The sequence below is a fragment of the Sphingobacterium griseoflavum genome, assembly GCF_014653155.1.
In the GTDB taxonomy this organism is placed as follows: domain Bacteria; phylum Bacteroidota; class Bacteroidia; order Sphingobacteriales; family Sphingobacteriaceae; genus Sphingobacterium; species Sphingobacterium griseoflavum.
In genome coordinates, this window is record NZ_BNAF01000014.1 from 12135 (window position 1) to 33817 (window position 21683).

Annotated in this window: 15 protein-coding genes; 8 read left to right on the forward strand and 7 right to left on the reverse strand. The window is 44.4% G+C overall.

Going from position 1 to position 21683, the window contains the following annotated elements:
• Nucleotides 1-58 precede the first annotated feature (58 nt).
• From IE165_RS16280 to polA, 6 genes are all read right to left on the reverse strand, one after another.
• On the reverse strand, nt 59-1069 hold the full coding sequence (locus IE165_RS16280) for an inorganic phosphate transporter (RefSeq protein WP_189627712.1): 1011 nt from the start codon (nt 1067-1069) through the stop codon (nt 59-61).
• Between the two features lie 27 nt (nt 1070-1096).
• On the reverse strand, nt 1097-1744 hold the full coding sequence (locus tag IE165_RS16285; protein ID WP_189627713.1) for a DUF47 domain-containing protein: 648 nt from the start codon (nt 1742-1744) through the stop codon (nt 1097-1099).
• Nucleotides 1745-1826: 82 nt separating this feature from the next.
• Nucleotides 1827-2861, reverse strand: a complete 1035-nt coding sequence (locus IE165_RS16290; RefSeq protein ID WP_189627714.1) for a sensor histidine kinase — start codon at nt 2859-2861, stop codon at nt 1827-1829.
• A 55-nt stretch (nt 2862-2916) separates the two neighbouring features.
• Nucleotides 2917-3570 carry a phosphatidylserine decarboxylase family protein gene (locus IE165_RS16295; protein WP_189627715.1) on the reverse strand — a complete coding sequence of 218 codons (654 nt, stop codon included), beginning with the start codon at nt 3568-3570 and terminating at the stop codon, nt 2917-2919.
• A 42-nt stretch (nt 3571-3612) separates the two neighbouring features.
• The gene (locus tag IE165_RS16300) at nt 3613-4728 is read right to left on the reverse strand and encodes a toxin-antitoxin system YwqK family antitoxin (RefSeq protein WP_189627716.1); all 1116 of its coding nucleotides are present in this window, start codon (nt 4726-4728) and stop codon (nt 3613-3615) included.
• 6 nt (nt 4729-4734) lie between these two features.
• On the reverse strand, nt 4735-7530 hold the full coding sequence (polA, locus tag IE165_RS16305; protein WP_189627717.1) for a DNA polymerase I: 2796 nt from the start codon (nt 7528-7530) through the stop codon (nt 4735-4737).
• Nucleotides 7531-7714: 184 nt separating this feature from the next.
• Here polA and rsgA point away from each other — a divergent pair, with 184 nt between their 5' ends.
• The 5 genes from rsgA to IE165_RS16330 all read left to right on the forward strand — a co-directional run bounded on the left by rsgA (nt 7715) and on the right by IE165_RS16330 (nt 15766).
• Nucleotides 7715-8635: a ribosome small subunit-dependent GTPase A gene (gene rsgA / locus IE165_RS16310; RefSeq protein WP_189627718.1), complete on the forward strand. Its 921-nt coding sequence runs from the start codon at nt 7715-7717 to the stop codon at nt 8633-8635.
• 168 nt (nt 8636-8803) lie between these two features.
• Complete coding sequence (locus IE165_RS16315) at nt 8804-10591, forward strand: AsmA family protein (protein ID WP_189627719.1); 1788 nt, start codon at nt 8804-8806, stop codon at nt 10589-10591.
• A 50-nt stretch (nt 10592-10641) separates the two neighbouring features.
• On the forward strand, nt 10642-12420 hold the full coding sequence (locus tag IE165_RS16320) for a TrkH family potassium uptake protein (RefSeq protein WP_189627720.1): 1779 nt from the start codon (nt 10642-10644) through the stop codon (nt 12418-12420).
• A gap of 2 nt (nt 12421-12422) precedes the next feature.
• Nucleotides 12423-13109, forward strand: a complete 687-nt coding sequence (locus IE165_RS16325; RefSeq protein ID WP_189627721.1) for a potassium channel family protein — start codon at nt 12423-12425, stop codon at nt 13107-13109.
• Nucleotides 13110-13300: 191 nt separating this feature from the next.
• Nucleotides 13301-15766 carry a YfhO family protein gene (locus IE165_RS16330; protein ID WP_189627722.1) on the forward strand — a complete coding sequence of 822 codons (2466 nt, stop codon included), beginning with the start codon at nt 13301-13303 and terminating at the stop codon, nt 15764-15766.
• 103 nt (nt 15767-15869) lie between these two features.
• Here the strand turns inward: IE165_RS16330 and rnhB are convergent, their stop codons facing one another.
• The gene (rnhB, locus tag IE165_RS16335) at nt 15870-16466 is read right to left on the reverse strand and encodes a ribonuclease HII (protein WP_189627723.1); all 597 of its coding nucleotides are present in this window, start codon (nt 16464-16466) and stop codon (nt 15870-15872) included.
• A 211-nt stretch (nt 16467-16677) separates the two neighbouring features.
• On the opposite strand from rnhB, the gene IE165_RS16340 reads away from it, so the two are divergent.
• The 3 genes from IE165_RS16340 (at nt 16678) to IE165_RS16350 (ending at nt 21624) form a co-directional block, all read left to right on the forward strand.
• Nucleotides 16678-17394: a hypothetical protein gene (locus IE165_RS16340; protein WP_189627724.1), complete on the forward strand. Its 717-nt coding sequence runs from the start codon at nt 16678-16680 to the stop codon at nt 17392-17394.
• A gap of 21 nt (nt 17395-17415) precedes the next feature.
• On the forward strand, nt 17416-20208 hold the full coding sequence (locus tag IE165_RS16345; protein ID WP_189627725.1) for an outer membrane beta-barrel protein: 2793 nt from the start codon (nt 17416-17418) through the stop codon (nt 20206-20208).
• A gap of 177 nt (nt 20209-20385) precedes the next feature.
• Entirely contained in the window at nt 20386-21624 is a 1239-nt protein-coding gene (locus IE165_RS16350; RefSeq protein WP_189627726.1) for a M16 family metallopeptidase, read from the forward strand.
• Nucleotides 21625-21683: the final 59 nt, after the last annotated feature.

Genomic DNA, 21683 nt, shown 5'->3' on the forward strand with positions numbered 1-21683 from the left:
TGAGTTTTTTTGCTCGAAAGTCAATAAAAACATCAAGTTATGTGGTTAACGTGCTACGTTAGAGGATATAGTGGATAACAGCAAGTGAAAGTCCACCCAGTACAGCGCTCACCGGTATAGTAAGGATCCAAGCCCAAAGCAGGCTTATGGTCACGCCCCAACGAACCGCAGACACACGCTTGACGACGCCAACCCCGATGATCGAACCGGTGATGGTGTGTGTTGTGGAAGCTGGGATACCAAAATGTTCGGTGACACCCAATGTCACTGCGCCAGCAGTTTCGGCGGCAACACCTTCTAGCGGTGTTACTTTCGTGATTTTTGTTCCCATTGTCTTGACGATTTTCCAACCCCCACTCATGGTTCCGGCAGCGATTGCAATATAACAGGATAGCGGCACCCAATTTGGCATTTGCTCAAAATCCTGAATGACATTTTGTGCGATAAGGGCGGTGGCAATAATACCCATAACTTTTTGCGCGTCATTTCCACCATGTGCAAAGCTCAACGCTGCGGAAGATATCAATTGACATATTTTGAACCATTTTTCGGCCACCGCAGGGCGCGCGCGCTTAGCGAGATTCATAATAATCAAGGTGATGATTACGGAGATGAACATCCCCAGTATGGGTGCAAGCACGATAAAGGAGACCGTTTTCAGAATCGCGTTTTGATTTACTGCTAAAAAGGGATTCGCACCGCTTATCCACGCGTAAGCCATGCCGGATCCGGCGAAGCTTCCGATCAAGGTATGGGAAGAACTTGAGGGAATTCCATAGTACCAAGTAAACAGGTTCCAGGAAATTGCGGCAACGAGCCCGGCGAAGATCACCTCCAAGGTGATGTATTCTTCTAATACCGTTTTTGCAATGGTATTGGCCACTTTGTGATCGGTGAAGTAAAAATATGCCGCGAAATTGAAAAGCGCTGCCCACAACACTGCCATAAAGGGAGTCAATACTTTGGTTGAAACAACCGTGGCAATCGAGTTGGCCGCATCATGGAAACCATTGATGTAGTCAAAGGCGATTGCCAGGATGACAACGACAATCAATAATGTTGAAATCATAATAAATTTGTTTTCTTGCTGCTGGAATTAAGCATTTTTCACCAAAATACTTTCTAATACGTTCGCAACGTCTTCACATTTATCTGTCGCATCTTCCATTGCTGAAAGGACTTCTTTGTTCTTGATCAACGTGATAGCATCCTTTTCATATTCGAAGAGTTCGCCAACGGCCTTATCGAAGATATAATCAGCTTTATTTTCTACGCTATTGATGCGGACGCAAGAATCCGTGATATTCCGGATATTTTTCAGGTCTTTAAGCTCATTCAGTGCTGTTGCTACATGCTCGGTCGCTTCGACGATAAGGTCTGTTATTTCTTTCATCGCTTGACTCGGGTTATGCACCTTATAGAGTTCCATGCGGTTTGAGGCTCCATGAATGAAGTCTGCTACATCATCTAGGGAACTCGCCAGCGCATGGATATCTTCGCGATCGAAAGGCGTAATGAAATTTTTTCCTAGTTCTAAGTGGATTTGGTGAGTGATATTGTCTCCACGATGTTCAAGGTCTTCTAATTTCTTGTTCAGGTCAGCGCGTTTTGCCAGATCTGTGGAGTAAACCGTTTCTTGCAGCAGTTTAGCCATCTCGATTAGGTTAGCGCCTGCTTGTTCAAACAAAGGGAAAAACTTCTTGTCCTTTGGAACGAAATACTGAAAAATGCTATTTAAAGACATATTGATTGAATTTCTGCAAAATTATGAATGATATGTTAAGTTAATGTTAAGTTTTGGGAATGCGTGTAACCTCAATCTCATATTAACTATTTTTAGCAGGAGCCAGCGTGAAGCCGAATGTCGTGCCTATACCTTCTGTGCTTCTGACATTTACGTTTTGCTCGTGGGCCTCCACAATGTGTTTTACAATAGCCAGTCCAAGGCCCGACCCCCCGATTTCGCGCGATCGGCTTTTGTCTGTTCGATAGAAGCGCTCGAATACCCGTGGTAGATTTTTCTCCTCGATGCCGAGTCCGTCATCCGTTACCTCGACTAAGATTTGATCAAATAGCGGGTAGATGGAAATCGAGGTTCGCCCATTTTTTTTGCCATATTTGATGGAGTTGTCGATCAGATTGATAAGAACCTGCTGGATACGTTTTCTGTCGGCTTTTACAAACACCGGTTGGTTTGCCTTCCCTTTGTACCGTAATTGAATGTTACTGTAGCTGGCCTTGGCTTCCAGATCTTCAATACACTCTTTTATCAGGCTAGCAACATCAAACTTCTCGATGGTCAATGAAATGATTCCTGTTTCCAGTTTAGAAATTTCATCCAGATCATGGATCAGGTAACTCAATCGATCGAGATTTCGGGCTGCTTTTTCCAAGAAATTCTTTGCAATATCGGGATCATCATCAATGAGTCCATCCTGCAAGGTTTCAATGTATCCTTGTGTGGCGAATAGCGGCGTTTTAAATTCATGGGATATGTTGGAGAGAAATTCTTTACGAAACTGAGCCTGTTCTTGCAGTTTGTTGATTTCCAGCGCCTTTTGTTTCGCCCAGTCGCGAACCTCCTTCTCGGCATCGGCGATCGGGTCGTCGGCTATTTGCTCGCCAAGGGCATCTTTAAGGTCTTTGCCCAACTTGAGGTTGTGGATTAATTTGTACACATTTCGAATGCGTTTGTAAACAAAGCGTTCGAAAAGATTGAGCAAAACCACAAAGCTTAGGATGCCTACAGCAAAAAAGACAAGGCCTGCAACAGATGCATTTCCTCGGTGCAGGTAGTCTGTCGCAGCAACCAGTAGGCCAAAACTGCAAGAAATGAGCAGTACAAAAAGTCTAAAATTCATAAAAAAAGCTTCGTGAAACGAAGCCTAAATTACGAATATTGAATTAAAAATAGCGTTAAAATGTAGCAATTACAGTTTTCCCACCTATCACCTTATCGCCAATGTTCACGTTAACCTTGGTTCCAAGGGGCAAGAATAGATCGACCCGCGAGCCGAATTTGATGAATCCAAACTCTTCGCCTTGTTTTACGACATCTTGCTCAGCGATATAACACACAATCCTTCTCGCCATCGCTCCAGCAATTTGCCGAAACAACACTTCGACGTTCGACTGGTTTTTCACGACGACTGTCGTACGTTCGTTATCTGTCGAGGATTTGGGATGCCAAGCCACTAGAAACTTTCCCGGGTGATATTTGAAATAGGAAACGATGCCACTGATCGGGTTTCTGTTGACATGCACGTTGATTGGCGACATAAATATTGAAACTTGGATACGGCTATCCTGAAAGTATTCATTTTCTATCGTTTCTTCAATGACGACCACTTTTCCATCTGCAGGACACAGCACTGTGCCGTCGTCCATGGCAATTTTTTTATTTGGGCTTCTGAAGAATTGAAGGATAACGATAATCAGAAATGCGGAAAGTATATACAAGAACCATTGCACATAGGGTGACGCGTCATAATAATTTGCTAGTGCATTGCTAACAAATGCAAATAAAATAACGAGGGCTAAGCTTGTATATCCTTCTTTGTGGAATTTCATGTCTTCATTTTTTTGCAAATATAAACATTCGTCGCTATTCGGTTAGGGTTGTTTTTCTCTTTCCACTTTTAAACTGTGAAAATTAAACACACCCGCTTCGCTGACACGAAGTTTACCCGATACGGTTAGCGTGTCTTCGATGGGTTCTCCCTGCTCATCCAGCGATGGAAAATAATAAGGAATGTCTTTGACAACCATTTCCAGATACTTGTTGAGGGCCGTCGTCTTCAAGGGTTGACTAAGTGTAATAAGCTCGGGTTCGCCTTCTTTGCTTAGCGAAACGCGGTATGCAAAATCCTCTTCCGTATTTTGAAAGCTTGGATTTGCGGCGAACGCACCATTTAGCTTGTCGGAAAGATAGGCATTGAAGCCGCTATAGTCGTCAAAGCTGCACGCTTTGAAAAGCATCCGTTCGCCGATGACGAAAGACTGCGATGGAACGATGGTCAGCGGAACGCGATAGGATCTGTCCTGAAAAAGGTTGAACCCTTCGGTTAATACGCCATTTTTATCGTAAACCTCTTCCGTAAACAATACTTTTTTGTTTTTCTCGTCGACCATATTTGTTGTCCAATAGCCGGAAGGTAAACCATTTTTTATTTTTCCCTTTCGTTCGAAAAAAGGAAATCCGTATTCGTTATAGAATTCGAAAGGCATTTTAAATTCATAATTTCCTTCCCCGTTAACAACACGCTGCCTCCCTAAACGATCCCAAAAAGAAGAGATGGTACCCGCGGTGCTGTCAAAATTGACCGTCAACAAGGGTTTCCCATCAGGGTAGTAATATTTCCAATCGCCGGAGGGTCTATTTTCTTTAAAAGTGGTTTCCCATTTCAGGGTACCGTTGGGATGGTAAGCTTTGAAATCACCCTCTTTCACCCCTTCGTTATAATATCCGGTTAGAACGAGCGTTCCATTTCTGTCAAAATCTTTAAATTCTCCATGGAATGCATTTTTTGCCACGATAAATTGGGACAACCGTTCAATAGATTTAAACGCACAGTCCTTATCGACCAAATAGTAATGATCATCGTAGTAGAACCTTACCAGACCGTTCACGGATTTCTCGAACAAGGTATCCTTCTTTGCTGCATCTGTTTGTCCGAAAGACAGCAGTGCGGTTAACCATACCAATAAAAATGAACTGATTTCTTTCATATTCTGTTAATGTGCTTCCAACCAATTATCCCCTTTTCCAACTTCCACTTCTATCGGAACTTCCAGTGCTATGGCCCCTTGCATCCGATCGCGGATGATGCCTGAAAGCTGTTCCGCTTCGCTACGCGGAACATCAAATACAAGTTCGTCATGCACCTGCATAATCATCTTGCCCTGTAGACCTAGTCGTTCGATATCCTGTTGGATATTGATCATGGCGACTTTGATCAGATCGGCAGCGGATCCCTGTATGGGCGCATTTATGGCATTCCGCTCGGCAAAACCGCGCACAGTCATATTGGCGGAGTTGATGTCTCTTAGATAACGTCTGCGTTTGAGTAAAGTTTCGACATAGCCATTTTCCTTGGCAAATTCTACGGCTCTGCTCATGTACCTTCTTATGCCTGCATATTGCGTGAAATATTGATCGATCATCGCGCCTGCTTCTTTTCTTGGTATGCCAAGGCTCTGCGATAGGCCAAAGGCTGATTGGCCATAGATGATGCCAAAGTTGACGGCTTTGGCATTTCGCCGTTGATCAGCATTTACCTCGTCAAGGCCGATGCCATATACGCGGGCAGCCGTGGCGCGGTGTATGTCATGGCCGGCACGAAACGCTTCCAGCATGTTTTGGTCTTCACTTAAGGCGGCAATCAGGCGAAGTTCAATTTGTGAATAATCTGCAGACAGCAGGACGTGGGATGCGTCGCGCGCGATAAATGCCTTCCGTACTTCGCGCCCTTTCTCCGTGCGGATAGGGATGTTTTGCAGGTTTGGATTCGTAGAACTCAAACGGCCTGTTGCAGCTACGGCTTGGTTATATGAGGTGTGTATGAAACCTGTTTCTGGATTGATAAGTCCCGGTAGCGCATCGACATACGTAGACTTCAACTTCTGCAGCTGCCTAAAGTCCAAGATATCCTGTACGATATCCGATTTGTGGGCAAGGGTCAGTAGCACGTCTTCTCCGGTTTTATATTGCCCGGTCTTTGTCTTTTTTGCTTTGGGATCCAGCTGCAGCTTATCGAAGAGGATTTCGCCTAATTGCTTCGGCGAGGCGATATTAAATTGTGCACCCGCTTTATCATAAATAGTCTGTTCTAGCCGCTGAATGTCTGCTTGTAAAAGATTGGAAAAGGAGCGGAGGGTTTCCACATCTACCTTCACACCGTTTTTTTCCACTTCGGCGAGGACGTAGATCAAAGGAAATTCTACGGTTTGTGCGAGTTCCAAGGTTTTTGTGTCAGCGAGCAGCGGTTTTAGAACTTCATGCAGTTGCCACGTAATATCGGCATCTTCGGCCGCATACTCTTTTACCTTTTCGATCTCCACATCACGCATGTTTAATTGGTTTTTTCCTTTAGGGCCGATAAGCTCTTTAATGGAAACAGGAGAATAACCTAAGTAATTTTGGGACAGTATGTCCATATTGTGGCGGGTATCCGGATCGATCAAGTAATGGGCAATCATCGTATCAAACAGCGGACCTTGTACCTTGATGCCATAGCGCGATAGCAAGAGGATGTCGTATTTCAGATTTTGGCCTACTTTCTCGATTAGCGGATTCTCTAGTACCTCTTTAAAGATATTGGCGGTCGCTTTCGCCGATTCCCAGTCTGCTGTAGTCGGGATATAATAAGCTTTTCCTTTTTCAAAGGCAAACGATATGCCGACAATTTCTGCTGTGAGTGCATCCAACGATGTCGTTTCCGTATCGAAGCAGAAGCTTTTTTTATGAGATAACTCTTTGGCCAAATCCTGCTGTGCATCCATCGTGTCAAGCAGGATATAGGTGTGGGGTGTATTATGGATATGCCGAGTCGGGATCGCGGGTTCTGGTAGTGCGTCTGCAGGCGCGGTGGCGATCGTTGCTGGGGCAAATAGATCCATTTGGCCTGCGCCTGTTTTGCCATTTGCGTCGGTTATGCTAAAATCGTCGCCAAAGACGCGCTTGCCGAGTGTCCGAAATTCCAACTCCGAAAAGAGCGGTTCCAATAAGTCGCGGTTGGCGTCCTCCCGTTCAAGACTTTTTTCGTCCAGCTCGATCGGTACATCCAATAGAATGGTCGCTAGTTTTTTAGAAATCAGGCCCTGTTCGGCAAAATTTTCGACATTCTCTTTCAGCTTGCCTTTTAGCTTGTCGCTGTTTTCGATGATGCTTTCTACCGACCCAAACTCCTGCACTAATTTTTTAGCGGTTTTTTCACCGATGCCGGGGATTCCCGGGATATTATCGACCGCATCGCCCCACAGGCCTAAAATATCGATAACCTGTGATACGTCACTGATCTCCCATTTTGCTAAGATCTCTGGGATGCCTAAGGTCTCTGCGCCATTGCCCATACGGGCGGGCTTGTAGATAAAAATATTTTCGGAAACCAATTGTCCAAAATCTTTGTCCGGTGTCATGCAATATACCGTGAATCCCTTTTTTTCGGCTTTTTTGGCGAGTGTTCCGATAATATCATCTGCCTCAAATCCATCTTGGGTGATGATAGGGATATTGAAACCTTCGATAAGACGAAAGATGTATGGAATGGCGGTAGCTAGATCTTCCGGCATTTTCTCCCGATGTGCTTTATAAGCTTCAAACTCTATATGGCGGCTGGTTGGGGCATCGGTGTCGAATACAACAGCAAGGTGGGTAGGTTGTTGATTCTTCAATAGCTCTAAAAGCGTATTGGTAAATCCCATGATTGCTCCCGTATTTAGCCCATATGATGTCAATCGAGGAACTTTGTTTAATGCAAAGTATGCCCGATAAATGAGAGCCATGCCGTCTAAAAGAAATAGTTTTTTCACCGCAATAAAATTTAATCGTCCATCACAAATGTAGGAAAATATAAAAAGCGAACCTGTGGATGAGCCTTAAAATATGTGGCGATATTTTATGGAGGGTTAAAAATAATTGATTAAGACCACCTTCCTAACATTTAATTTCCGATTTTTGCCAAATGAATGGCGGTAATCAAAATACGGACAGTGGATGCGCGGATTAGTTACTAAATCGACCGGAAGTTGGTACTTGGTGTTGGGTGAAGACGGTACACGGGTAGAATGTAGGATCAAAGGGAAGTTTCGCACGAAGGGTATCAAAACGACGAACCCGATTGCAGTAGGCGACTGGGTGAACTATGAGCAGGAACCCGATCAGGATAGTGCTGTGATAACGGAACTTGAACCCCGCAAAAATTATATTATCCGTCGGTCGGTGAACCTTTCTAAACAAACCCAGATCATCGGAGCGAATCTTGACCAGGCTATGTTGGTGGTTACGCTTGCTTCGCCACCCACTTCTTTGGGTTTCATCGACCGTTTTTTGGTAACAGCAGAGGCGTACAGTATTCCTGCTATATTGGTTTTTAACAAGTTGGATCTTTTCTCGGAGGAAGGGTTGGATGTTTTAGCGGATTACATGGCCATCTATGAACAAATCGGTTATCCCTGCCTTGCGGTATCGGCGCAGGACGGTACGCATGTGGATGCTATTCGCAGCATGCTGAAAGATAAAATTACCTTAGTTTCTGGACACTCGGGCGTCGGTAAATCTACGCTTATCAACTCTATAGAACCGGCCGCCGCCTTGCGAACCGGCAAAATTTCCGATTGGTCCGATAAAGGCAAACATACCACAACGTTTGCAGAGATGATTGATCTTTCTTTTGGGGGTAAGCTTATCGACACACCGGGAATACGGGAGCTAGGCATTGTGGATATCGAAAAGAATGAACTATCGCATTTTTTTCCGGAGATGCGCGAACGGCTGAACGAATGTCGTTTCCACAACTGTAGGCATATCAACGAACCGGGCTGTGTAATTCTAGAAGCCGTCGATCATGCTGAAATTGAAAGCTCCCGATACGAAAGCTATTTGAGCATATACCATAACCAAGAGACGCGCAACTAACTTATTCCGAAGAGCTGAAAACTTTAAATTAAGAAGTTTGTTGTAAGAAGGAAGAAATGGGGTAGATGCTTCACAATATGCGGCCTTTTTAACCTATCTTTCGACATGTTTTATTCGTTATTTTTTACCGTTTTGGAATCTTTACCAACTATAAATTAATGTAATCGTATGAAACCAATTTGGAAATGGGTCATTGGCGTTTTTGTCTTCATCGTGCTGGCGCTATCAGTAACCGTATGGTATTTCTCCAAAAATTGGAAGCCCATTGTGGAAGAGAAACTACAGGAGGTTATCAAAAAATCAACCGATAGTTTGTATACATTAAGCTATGATAAGCTGGATCTTAACCTGGCTGTTGGCAACGTGACATTGGAAAATGCCGCGCTCGTTCCCGACACTGCTGTTTATGCACGATTGGAGGCAACACAACAGGCTCCAGACAATGTATACCATATCCGATTAAAGTCTTTGAAGATAAAACGCTTCGGTATCATCGATATGTTAACCAACAAAAAGCTAACCATCAAATCAATAAGCTTACAAGACCCCGCAATACAATTGACCAATAAGTACCATGCTTATAATGATACGGTAGCATCGAAACCCAAGAAGACACTGTATGAAAGCGTTAAGGACGTGCTCCAATCGGTAAATGTTCGCGATATAGACATGGAGAATGTCTCCTTCAAATACGCCAAAATAACGGATGGCAAGAGCGCTGATTTTGCCGTTAAGGACATTCAGATATCCGTGCACGATGTCTTAATCGATGAAACCTCGCTTGCGGATACATCCCGTTTGATGTACACCAAAATGGTCGAGATCATTGTCCCGGGTTTTACGTACAATTTTGCCAATGGCATCTACCAGGCCAAGTTCGATGAACTAAAGATCAATACCCGCGACCAAAACATCTTACTTACCAATGTGGATTATAAACCCGTCATGAATAAAGCGGCCTATTTTAAGAAGAAGGGTAAAAATGTGACGATGGCAGATCTGCATTTTGACACGCTTAGGATGGAGCAGTTGGATTTCCGTGCACTTCTAGATAACCAGCAGACAATTGCTAAGAAAGTGCAGCTGAAAAACGGACACGCGAAGTTGTATAATGACAAAAGATACCCGAAAAGCCCTAAAAACCAGATCGGACAGGCACCGCACCAAAAGCTGCTGCGCGTCGAACAGCTGATCGATTTGGACAGCGTATTTGTCGAGAACATCGATGTGGTTTATGGCGAGATGAGTGGAAAATACTATCGTGAAGGGGAAATCTCATTCAATAAGGCCAGTGGTGTTTTAACCCACGTCACCAATGACTCCATGAGGCTTGCGAAAGACAAATATCTAAAGGCCGATCTTCGCGCAAAAGTGATGAACAGCGGGAATCTGCATGCGACTTTTTCCTTTGATATGTTAAGTAAAAACGGTGCATACAGCTATACCGGGAATCTGAAGCCTATGCAGGCACCCTCATTTAATAGGATCTTGACACCGCTGCTTAATGTGGAGATTGGCTCGGGTAATATCCGTAGCGTACGGTTTACAATGGAAGGAAACGACTACCGAAGCTGGGGTGATTTTCGGTTTGAATACGACAATCTGAAAATCAACCTGCTCAATGATGAGGGTGACCGGAAAAAGAAAAAAATGCTTTCTTTTCTTGTTAACCAGCTCATTATCAATGATAGTAACCCAGATGCAAACGAGGTGTATCATGTCGGAAAAGTAAATCATAAACGGGTGCCCGAGCATACATTTTTTAAAAATCTCTGGCAAAGTTTATTGGATGGCATTAAGCAGACGGCGGGCATAAGTCCCGAGCGGGAAGCGCGGCTGGTTGGATCGGCACAATCTGCGAAAAAAGCACTCGAGGAAACAAAAGGATCGGTCAAAAAAACGAAAGGGTTCTTCAACCGATTGTTTAAGAAGGGCGAGAAGGATAAGCAGGAATAAAGTCTTGTAACGTTGCATACCCTTCTTGATTATTCTTAAGTTTGTAGAAGATGGGAAGTGTTATCCGATTTATTAAATTTCTGATTACCTATAGATCGAGGCTGGTCGACCAGATCATGTTTTACGTAAGCATGGTCTGCGCGCTGGTTGCGATCACGCATCTGGGATACATAACCAATAGGGACCTTGCTGGTGTTTCTGAGCAAACAGTCATCGGACTATTCTATTTTCTGTTTTTTTTAGGGGCGCTGCGGACAGCCGCAGCGATCCTCGCCCAAAAGAAGATAAACGGCTCTCATGTAGCCGGACTTGTTTTATCGACCTATTGCCTATTTATTGCATTTGCGCGACTGAACAACATAGCTTATTTCTCCAAGCTGGAATGGATCTATCTCGCTATCGCGATCACATTCTTGTCCGAACTATCGAGGAACAGCCTATTTTTCGATAATTTTTACTTCAACCCTACCATTTTGTTTATCATCAGCTTTATTGCGCTGATCTTATTGGGAACGGTCTTGCTGCTATTGCCGCGAACCACGCTTGTGGCTCCGTTAAGCTTTGTGGATGCCCTTTTTATGGCGACCAGCGCTGTGTGTATTACAGGATTGACGGTAACCGATATATCAACCAATTTTTCGGTCTTCGGCCAAACTGTGATTATGTTATTGATACAAGTAGGCGGACTTGGAATTATGACCTTCACTGGTTTCTTCGGCTATTTTTTCTCGGGCGGATTCTCATACAAGAACCAATTGATGTTCGGGGAGATTCTTGGCGAGAAAAAGTTGAATGCGGTGATCTCAACCTTGCTTACGATTATTTTTATTACGCTGTTTTTTGAATTGGCAGGTGGTATTTTGATCTACCTTTCTCTTGATCCTAGCCAGTTCGACTCGACGGGTCACCGCATCTTTTTCGCAACATTTCACGCGATCTCCTCTTTTTGTAACTCTGGTTTTTCAATTCTGAAGGGGGGGATACATCACGAGGCATATCGCTTCAACTATAGCTTCCAAGCTTGCTTGGCAGGCATTTTTATTTTGGGAGGGTTGGGATTCGGCACGGTATACAATTTCTATACGTTCGTAAAACAACAAGGCCTAAAGCTTATTCACAGGCTGTTTTTAAGGCAACAATTTGTCCACAAGCCACGTGCTTTTTCGTTTAATACACGCTTTATCCTACGATGCAACGCGATCGTTATCGTAACAGGGACGATTTTTTATTTTTTGCTGGAGCAGCGGCATACGCTGACGGAGCACTCCTCGATCTTTGGCGAATGGATAACTTCGTTTTTCATGGCAAATTCGGCACGTTCCGCTGGATTCAATAGTGTGCACATGAGTTTTCTGGCAAACCCTACCGTGGTGATGGTTGTGGTTTTGATGTGGGTGGGAGCCTCGCCGGGATCTACCGGTGGTGGGGTGAAGGTTACCACGGTGGCCTTGGCGCTGCTGAATATTCTTGCCTTGGCACGTGGCAAGGAGTCCATCGAGATTTACAAACGTCGAATAGCGGCCGAATCGGTCAACAAAGCCTTCGCTATCATCTTGTTGTCGGCGGTGACGATCACCTTCAGCTTTTTGCTATTAAATTTTTCCGATCCTGATAAGTCTTTCAAGGCACTGCTTTTTGAAACCATATCCGCTTATTCGACCTGTGGGTTAAGTTTAGGGGTGACGCCATCCTTATCGGCATCGAGTAAGATGATTATAGTTTTTACCATGTTTGTTGGCCGCGTGGGAACCCTCACGCTATTGGTCGCATTCATTAAAAATACAAAGAACAAAAGTTATATTTATCCTACCGAAAAGATTTTATTTTAACCATGAAGTATATCATACTAGGACTTGGACATTTTGGGCGATCGCTTGCCATACATCTTACAGAACAAGGCCACGAGGTCATTGCTGTTGATAAAAGCATTACCATTGTTGAGCAACTAAAGGATCGAATCACCCATACCGTATGCATGGATACCACCGATCGGGAAGCCATGACCTCCTTGCCCCTAAAAGATTGCGATGCCGTTATTGTTGCTATTGGTGAAGATGAGGGAGCATCGCTGCTTACAACTGCACTTCTGAAACAACTTACGGTACGCAGGATAATAGGCCGTGTGGTCTCGGAGCTTCAAAAAACCGTGCTTCAAGCCATGCAAATTGATGAATACATCATGCCTGAGGAAGAAGCGGCGGAGCGCTTGGCCATGCGCCTAGACAACGCGGATATTATAGATTCCTTCAAGGTATCTGATCGTTACAGTATCGTCGAGACCCGCGTTCCCGGTCAATATGTAGGGATGACCTTGAAAGATGCTAACTTGACAAACACCTACAAGGTGATTGTGCTAACAACCGTAAAAGCATACGAAAAACAGGTAAAGGGCAAAACGGTGACGTATAAAGAAGCGTCTGGAATTGCGAGTTCGGATACTGTTTTGTCCGAGAACGATCTGCTCGTGCTTTTCGGCGAGCTTTCCAATATACAGCGTTTGATTCAGAAAAGTGATTGATCTTCCAGCAACGGTATCTCGTGGATTACGATATTTATACTGGTAATTTCAATTCATTTCTATATTTTTGGCAGGTAGCAAAAACTAATCATTTGGTTAATCCGGTGTGTGGGTAGGGGTATTCAGTGCTCCTGAAGCACGTGAACGATTACACATGAGCCAAAGAAAATAGCAAACGAGATAAAACGTATATGAAACAGTGGTTTAAGGACAACTCTACACACCTTGCAATAATTGCCATCTTTATTGTATTGGTGTTTTTTTATTTTTCACCGATTTTCGCCGGTAAGACGCTTGTCCAAAGCGATGTGATACAAGCCGAAGGAAGCCAAAAAGAGCTTTTTGATTACCGTGCGAAAGACGGGCACGCACCCTTATGGACAAATTCGATGTTTGGCGGTATGCCAACTTACCAGATTTGGTACGAGCATGCCAGCAACGTAGCTAGTTACATCAACAAAGGTATTCGTGCGCTGTTGCCAGTTCCTGCAGACATTGTGTTGTTGTATCTGCTAGGTGGTTATTTCTTGTTTTCCGTGCTGCGGTTGAAGCCTTGGCTAGCCGCGGTGGGAGCCGTCGCCTTGGCATTTACCTCCTATAATTTTATATACATTGAAGCGGGGCATGTTAACAAGGCTTATGCTATCGCCTATCTAGCACCGATTATTGGCTCTGTGTTACTCTGTTTTCGAGGTAGCCGTTTATGGGGGCCTGTTTTACTCTGTTTGTTTCTCACGATGGAGGTTCGTACAAATCACGTACAAATCACGTATTATCTATTTATTGCATTGCTAATTTATGTCATTATCGAGTTGTTTTACGCGATTCGCGATAAGAAATTGAAAGGGTTTGTTCAAGCCTCCGCCTTGCAGGTTGCGGCTGCGGCCGTGGCGATATTGGTGAATGCTTCCGTTCTGTTCCCGACTTATGAATATAGCAAACTTACCACGCGGGGAAAAGCTAATATCCAAAAGGTGGAGGAGGGAGCTAGCGATAGTGGATTAGACCGTGAGTATGCCTATCAATGGAGTCAAGGCGTAGGGGAAAATATCACTTTTCTAATTCCGAATGCCTATGGAGGCCGTACGGGCGGGACGTTAGATAAGGACGCGGAAGTTGTGAAATTCTTTATGAAAATAGGCGCGCCGGAAAACCAGGCATTGCAATATGCGGAGCGCATTCCAACCTATTGGGGGGAAAAGATATTCACATCGGGGCCTTGGTATTTTGGTGCTGGAATATTCTTCCTGTTTATTTTAGGATTAATGATCGTTAAAGGACGGATAAAATGGTGGATTTTGATTGCAACAGCCCTTTGCCTATTCTTGTCTTTCGGTCGACATTTCCCGTTCATATCCGACTTGTTCTTCGACTATTTTCCGATGTACAACAAATTTCGGGCAGTAGAATCGATACTGGTTATTCCGGCGATATTGATCCCCTTGTTGGCGATTTTAACGGTGAACGAGCTATTCAACCGAGCCTCGGAAATTCCGAAGTTGGACAAAACGGTGTTATACACGTTTATTGCAGTAGGCGGATTCTGTCTATTGGTAGGTCTGATGCCAAGTCTGTTTTTAGACTTCAAGAACTCTGGCCATCAGGACTATATCAACTCCATCGGACAGCAACTCGGCGGACAGGCTGCTGGTGCGGAATTTTCGAATGCCCTGATTAAAGACCGGTCGTCGCTAGCCAGCAAAGACGCATACCGCTCCTTTTTTATCGTTGCGATCACCTTCGGATTAATTTGGTTTTATATCAAGAAGAAGCTTACGATGCCTGTTTTCGTTATTGTTCTGGGTATCGTGACGCTTGCTGATCTTTGGGCGGTGGACAAACGTTACCTCAATAACGACTCTTTCATAGAAGAGAAAGCAAAAACACATATCGTCGAACGGGAAGTAGATCAATTGATTCGTTTGGATAAAGATCTGAGCTATCGGGTAATGGATTTGACTACGAATCCTTTTTCGGACGCAAGAGCCTCCTACTTCCACAAAAACATCGGCGGTTACCATGCCGCGAAATTGATGCGTTTTCAGGAGGTGTTAGAGCATCAGTTTAACGGCGCGATCAACGAAGACGTTTTAGACATGTTCAACGTTCGGTACCTGATCACGCAGAATCCTCAGAACGGTGCTGAGCAAATTCAACGTCGCAGTACAGCTGCGGGCAACGCTTGGTTTGTGAATAAAGTGACCTTTGTGAAAGATAATGCACAGGAAATGCAGGCGATCGGCAGTTTCGACCCTCGGAAAGAGGCGTTCGTCCATGAATCGTTTAAAAATCAATTAAATACGTCAAAATTGGGGCTTCCGTCCAATGCGGAAATTCGGTTGGTTTCGTATCATCCCGATACGTTGAAGTATGAATCCACATCGCCTAATGATGCGTTTGCCGTTTTCTCGGAGGTATTCTACGACAAAGGCTGGAAAGCGTATATTGATGGCAATGAAGTGCCAATCATCCGTGCCGACTATTTACTGAGAGCGTTGCAGGTGCCAGGAGGCAACCATACCATTGAGTTTATCTTTGCACCGGATTCTATTCGGATCAGCAACTTGATCTCGCTTATTGCATCAATCGTTTTGGTGTTGGGGCTTGCTGTGGCTGTTGCGTTTAGTATTCGTAAAAAAATAAGCGCCACTAAATAATTGAGCTGCTGATTGAGAAAAAAAAGCCGCACGGAACCATATCTTTCCATGCGGCTTTTTTATGTTGATCCGGGCTGCGCAAGCCGAGTTTGCACGGATCATCTCAAAATAACTTCAACTGGGGTTTCGAGACACGGAATGTTTTACGATGATGCGGCGTAGGTCCAAGTTGCAAAACAGCATTTCGATGTTTTATCGTGGGATATCCTTTATTGGAAAGCCAGTCGTAATGCGGGAAGTCAGAAGCCAGCTTATTCATATATTCATCACGATACGTTTTGGCCAATATAGAGGCTGCCGCGATCGATAGGTATTTCCCATCTCCTTTGACAATACATGTATGGGGAATGTTGTTGTAGGGTTTGAACCTATTCCCATCGACGATGATATAAGCGGCAGGTGTTTCGAGCAGGTCTAACGCGCGATGCATCGCTAGGTAGGATGCATTCAGGATATTTATGCTGTCAATTTCTTCGGCCGAGACGCTGGCCACGGCAAAGGCTAATGCCTCTTGCTCAATAATCGGTCTTAGCGTCATTCTTTTCTTTTCCGAGAGCTGTTTGGAGTCATTGAGCAGGGGATTGCAATAACCTGTAGGGAAGATCACTGCTGCCGCAAAAACCGGTCCTGCCAAACATCCCCTGCCGGCCTCATCACACCCCGCTTCGATAAATTGTTGTTGAAATGTGGAGATTAACATGTTACGAAATTACAAAAATCGAGGCGAAGTACAACTGCGATCAGATGTGGGCTTGCAGGCTTGCCCTCGGAAGGGCTTCGAACGCTGTCAGGATGTAACTTCTCTGTGATGCAGCGTCGTTTACACTATTTTACATTTCTTATCTTTTTCTTTGTAAAGTGGTAAGCGAACTCGGGAAGAAACGGGGTTCCCGCCTAATAGGGTGTACTTCATGAAGCGATATTTAATAGGCATAATTTTATTTGTTGTGGGAGTTTCGGCTTTTGCACAAAAGACAACAAAGATCAACTTGGAATCTTTGGCAAACGTGGAAACGGACGGAGATTTGGGTGAATGGCCGGCTTTGATAGATGTGGCGCAGGATGGCAATTGGTTGTATCAGCTCGCCAAAGATGATCGATACATACACGTAGCCATTGTGGTCAGAAATCCTCTACTGCAGCAGATGGCCGCACGCCACGGTATTGTTTTCAGCGTAATTTCAAACGGTAAAAATAAACGTCCAACGCAGTTTATATTTCCTTTCCCCGACGCCGAAGTGAAACGCGCCATACAGCATGAAGAGCATATGCAACGAGACGACGACAAGAAGAAACTTATCGAGCGTTCTAGAGGATATTATGTGCAAGGATTTTTAGAGATTCCAGATGGACTACTATCCTTCGAAAATACTTACGGTTTGGCGGCGAAGGCCACTTTGCTTGCGGATGCACTTGTCTACGAAGCCCGTATACCGATAGCGTCGTTGGATCTGCAGGTAACACCGACTAAGCTCAAGATTGAAATTAACGACGGCTTCTCATTGTTGCCAGCGGCAAAAAGGCAGTCTGCAGCCACGCGCTACAGCTACGGCACTATTCGGCCCGCCGAGGCAAAACCAAAGGCAAAGCAAACACGGGCAGTGCTGCTTGAAACAACAATCCAATAGAAAAAGAGATCAATGAATAATATGAAAAAATTAGGTATACTGCTTTACAGTTTCTTTTTTTGGTGCGCGTGGCAAGAGGCTGCAGCCCAAACAGGCAAAACAGTGCAGGGGATGTTGCGGGACAAGGAGTCTCGCGTCGTAGCAGGCGCGTCGGTACAATTGATTGCCGGAGCCGATACCCTAGGGACAAGCTCATCACAGGCTGGGATCTTTACGTTTCAACAGGTAAGGGCTGAATCTTTCAAAATTAGGGTTGCGAGTCTAGGCTTTGAACCTTTCGAGAAAGCGTTTACCTTTCCTTCGGGGCAAGAGAAAATGGTTATCCCTTCATTTGAATTGGTGGGCATCGCCAATATGCTAGAAGAGGTCGTTGTGGACGGGGTTTTGACGGTTCAGGTAAAAGGTGACACACTAGAATACACGACAAAAGATCTTAAACTTCGGGACAACGCGCTGGTCGAGGATGCGTTAAAACGTCTACAGGGCGTTGAAGTGGACAAGGATGGCGCTGTTACGGCGCAAGGCGAGCAAATTACACGCGTGCGGATCAACGGGAAGGATTTTTTCGGCGGAGATGTGAAAACGGCAACCCAAAATTTACCAGCAGACATCATCAATAAAATTCAGGTTATTGATGACTATGGCGATATGGCTAACCTAACGGGCAACAAAACTGGAGATGCACAGAAGATCTTAAACATCGAAATAGATCCGGAAAAAAATAAAGGCTATACCACGACGCTGCGTGCCGGGTATGGTACGGACAATCGATATCAGGCGACAGCAAGTGCGATCTTGATGCGAGACAAGATGCAGTTTTCCGTTTTGGGAAACCTGAATAATATCAATGCACCTCTGTTTGATTTTAACACGCAAGGTGGTGGCGCTAGACGTCGTATGGGCGGCGGCGGCGGCCCAGGTGGTGGCGGTAATTTTGGTGGATCAAACGGGATCACCAATACGGGATCTATCGGATTAAATTATCGTCAGGATTTTAGTGACAAAGTAACCGTGTACGGTAGTTACAGCTTTGGCCACGATGATAATGTTGCTTTGTCATCCAGCTTGAACAAATTTATTTACCCGGACTCCACGCAAGATAGAAACACCGAATCGGACATCAATACGATTGGAAACGCTCATCGTTTCGAAGCCAATTTGGAATGGAAGCCCTCCGAAAAAGAGTTTATCAAAGTTACGCCGCAGTTGAGCTATCGGCAGACGAAAACCAATAGCTTTAGTTTTAATGAAAATTTAATAAATGGAGCCTTGTTCAATACGGAAGACAATACATTAAATGGCATTGCCAAATCACCTAATATGGGGATCAGCGCCTTGTACAACCGTCGCTTAAATGATAAAGGAAGAAATATCTTTTTTAATATGAATATTTCGTCCTCAGGTACCAAAGATGATCAAGATCGGATTATCCAAACTTTGGTGGGTGACCCAAACAATAGCAATATGGATGTGGATAGCCTTTATCGCCGCACCTTGGCTGAGCTTGACAACAAAAGCTGGAATGGAGGGGCAACCGTATCCTATCTCGAACCCGTTAGCCAATATGGTAAGATCGAACTGTCGTACGACTATAATGTGAATACGTACGATAACAACCGTAGGCAGGATGCCTTTAATGCAGATGGTAGCACGCTCGACGATCCAAGGTATGTATTTGACCGGCTTTATGACTATTCATTCACCACGCACCAGTTTGGAGCGAATTATAACTTTAACAACGATAAGGTTAAGTATGCCATTGGATTGGCTGTACAGCCCACGCTTTTGGACGGTGATGCCTCCATAGATGGCAATGCGATCGCGATCAATAGGAATGGATTCAATGTCGTGCCGATTGCGCGGTTTGAATACAAATTCAGCAGACAGAAAAATCTGCAACTTAACTATTCGGGGCGTGCAAATGAACCTTCCATTACGCAGATTCAACCATTTACGGACAACTCGAATCCCACCAATATTATTACCGGTAATCCGGACTTGGCGGCAGAGTTCCAGCATAATTTACGTCTACGCTACAATAGCAGTAATTTCCAAACAGGGAAAACATTTTTTATGATATTGAACGGTAGTTTGACGGACAATAAGATTGTATCCAACAACCTGCGTCAATCGGATCCGTCTTTGGGTATTATTCAAGAAACGAGCTACCTGAATGAAGACGGGGCCTTTAATATGCGCGGATTTTATCACTATGGTCGATCGTTTAAAAATAAGGTTTATAGCCTGAACTTTATGGGAAGTTTGAACTACAATAACAATCCATCTTATACCGAAGGGAACCTCAACAAAGCACAAAATTGGGTGTTGATGCAAGGGATGATGTTCCGTTATCTTCCATCGGAAAATTTGGAGATCAACCCTGGGGTCCGTTACAGTTGGGATCATACCTACAATACATTGAACGAGCGTGCTGTCGTGATGCAATCATGGGCGCCAACGCTAGTGGGGTCGGTCAACATAACGCCTACGATCGTTTTTGGTGCCGATCTATCGAAAACTTTCTACCAAGGCAATGCATACAGCGAAAACCCATTCATAATCAATACATATGTTGAAAAACGCATGCTGAAGGGAGATCGGGGTGCGCTACGATTGCAGGCTTTCGATTTGCTAAATGAGCAAACCAATATTTCCAGAACAGTGTCTGATATACAGATCTCCGATAGACGCGTTAATCGCCTTGGAAGGTACTTCATGCTGATGTTTACCTATAAACTCTCCAAATTTGCCGGTGGAATGAATCCTTTCCAAGAGGATCAAGGTCCTGAAGGGATGAGACGTCCACGGAGATAGGCGAAATGTTACATGGTATAGACGGCTGTAGTTGATAAGAACTGCAGCCGTTTCGTTTATATTTGTTTACCTTTGTTTTTTAGTCGCATTCGGCTTCTGGTCACGATCTGTGCTGTCTAGGGCTCGTTTGTTTGCATGCCACAAGCAAGTATGCAGCGTTTAATTTGATTTGTTAATTTGAAGAATATAGAGTACGAAATCATTCGATTAGATAACGGTATCCGAGCGGTATACCATCGTCAATCGTCACCGATTACCCATACCTGCTTCGTGGTGAATGCAGGATCAAGAGACGAATCCGAAGGTAAATTCGGTATGGCCCATTTTATCGAGCACTTGCTCTTTAAACAAACGACCCGCCGTTCTATGCAGCAGATATTGAATCACTTGGAAGCTGTTGGCGGCGATTTAAATGCTTACACCACGAAAGAATATACCTGTATCCATGCGTCCCTACTGAAACCCCACCTCAGCAAAGCGTTGGATCTGTTTGAAGATATTATCTTTCATTCGACTTTTCCGGAAGATGAGATGGAGAAAGAGAAAGGGGTAATTGCTGATGAGATGGCGTCTTATTTAGATAGTCCAGAAGAGTCTATTATCGACGATTATGAAGATATCATTTACAAAGGGTCCGGCTTAGGACACAATATCTTGGGACTCGAGAAAGATCTACAAGGTTTCTCATCGGTTGATGTCATCGATTTTTTAAAACGAAATTACAATACGAAGGATATCGTTATCGGAATCACGGGCGACTACGATTTGAAAACGGTAGAGAAAATGATCCGGCGCTACTTTGGGCCTGTAGCGGCCAACCTGCCGGAACGTGTGCGGCCCCGCACGGAATTGGTTGCGGCAACGCATTTAGAAATACCAAAGCCAATCAATCAAGTGCACTATATGGTTGGTGCGCCGGCATACGGCATGTTTGATGATCGGAAAACAGGACTGTTGTTGCTGAATAATATGCTTGGCGGATTTGGGATGAGTTCGATCCTTAATCTTTCCATCCGTGAAAAACATGGTATCGCATACACGGTCGAGTCAAATTATACCGTTTTTTCAGATTCGGGACTGTTTACCATTTATTTCGGAACCGATGAGGAAAAAGTAAAGCGTGCAAAGAAGTTGGTTTTTCGGGAATTGGATAAAATGCGGGAAAAAGGGGTGTCCGACGGGCAGCTGCGGAAAGCAAAGCATAAATTTAAGGGACAAATAGCCCTCGCCGAAGAAAATCGGATGAGTATGATTATTGCTGTAGCCAAAAATGTGATGGATTATGACCGCGTAATATCGCTGCAGGAAGTGTTCGAAAAGATCGACGAAGTCTCTACGTCCGATCTGCTCACGATTTCGCGGGACATTTTTGATCCGAATGGATTGACCTCTTTGGCTTTCATCCCGGAAGACTGATGTATGGAGGGCATTCTTTTATGATTTATATTGTTTAATTTTGATTTTTTAATAGAGCC

What these genes read in the sequence shown, in the direction of transcription:
- IE165_RS16280 (WP_189627712.1), bottom strand. Translation starts at nt 1,069, where the DNA reads ATGATTTCAACATTATTGATTGTCGTTGTCATCCTGGCAATCGCCTTT.
- IE165_RS16285 (WP_189627713.1), bottom strand. Translation starts at nt 1,744, where the DNA reads ATGTCTTTAAATAGCATTTTTCAGTATTTCGTTCCAAAGGACAAGAAG.
- IE165_RS16290 (WP_189627714.1), bottom strand. Translation starts at nt 2,861, where the DNA reads ATGAATTTTAGACTTTTTGTACTGCTCATTTCTTGCAGTTTTGGCCTA.
- IE165_RS16295 (WP_189627715.1), bottom strand. Translation starts at nt 3,570, where the DNA reads ATGAAATTCCACAAAGAAGGATATACAAGCTTAGCCCTCGTTATTTTA.
- IE165_RS16300 (WP_189627716.1), bottom strand. Translation starts at nt 4,728, where the DNA reads ATGAAAGAAATCAGTTCATTTTTATTGGTATGGTTAACCGCACTGCTG.
- rsgA (WP_189627718.1), top strand. Translation starts at nt 7,715, where the DNA reads ATGCGCGGATTAGTTACTAAATCGACCGGAAGTTGGTACTTGGTGTTG.
- IE165_RS16315 (WP_189627719.1), top strand. Translation starts at nt 8,804, where the DNA reads ATGAAACCAATTTGGAAATGGGTCATTGGCGTTTTTGTCTTCATCGTG.
- IE165_RS16320 (WP_189627720.1), top strand. Translation starts at nt 10,642, where the DNA reads ATGGGAAGTGTTATCCGATTTATTAAATTTCTGATTACCTATAGATCG.
- IE165_RS16325 (WP_189627721.1), top strand. Translation starts at nt 12,423, where the DNA reads ATGAAGTATATCATACTAGGACTTGGACATTTTGGGCGATCGCTTGCC.
- IE165_RS16330 (WP_189627722.1), top strand. Translation starts at nt 13,301, where the DNA reads ATGAAACAGTGGTTTAAGGACAACTCTACACACCTTGCAATAATTGCC.
- rnhB (WP_189627723.1), bottom strand. Translation starts at nt 16,466, where the DNA reads ATGTTAATCTCCACATTTCAACAACAATTTATCGAAGCGGGGTGTGAT.
- IE165_RS16340 (WP_189627724.1), top strand. Translation starts at nt 16,678, where the DNA reads ATGAAGCGATATTTAATAGGCATAATTTTATTTGTTGTGGGAGTTTCG.
- IE165_RS16345 (WP_189627725.1), top strand. Translation starts at nt 17,416, where the DNA reads ATGAAAAAATTAGGTATACTGCTTTACAGTTTCTTTTTTTGGTGCGCG.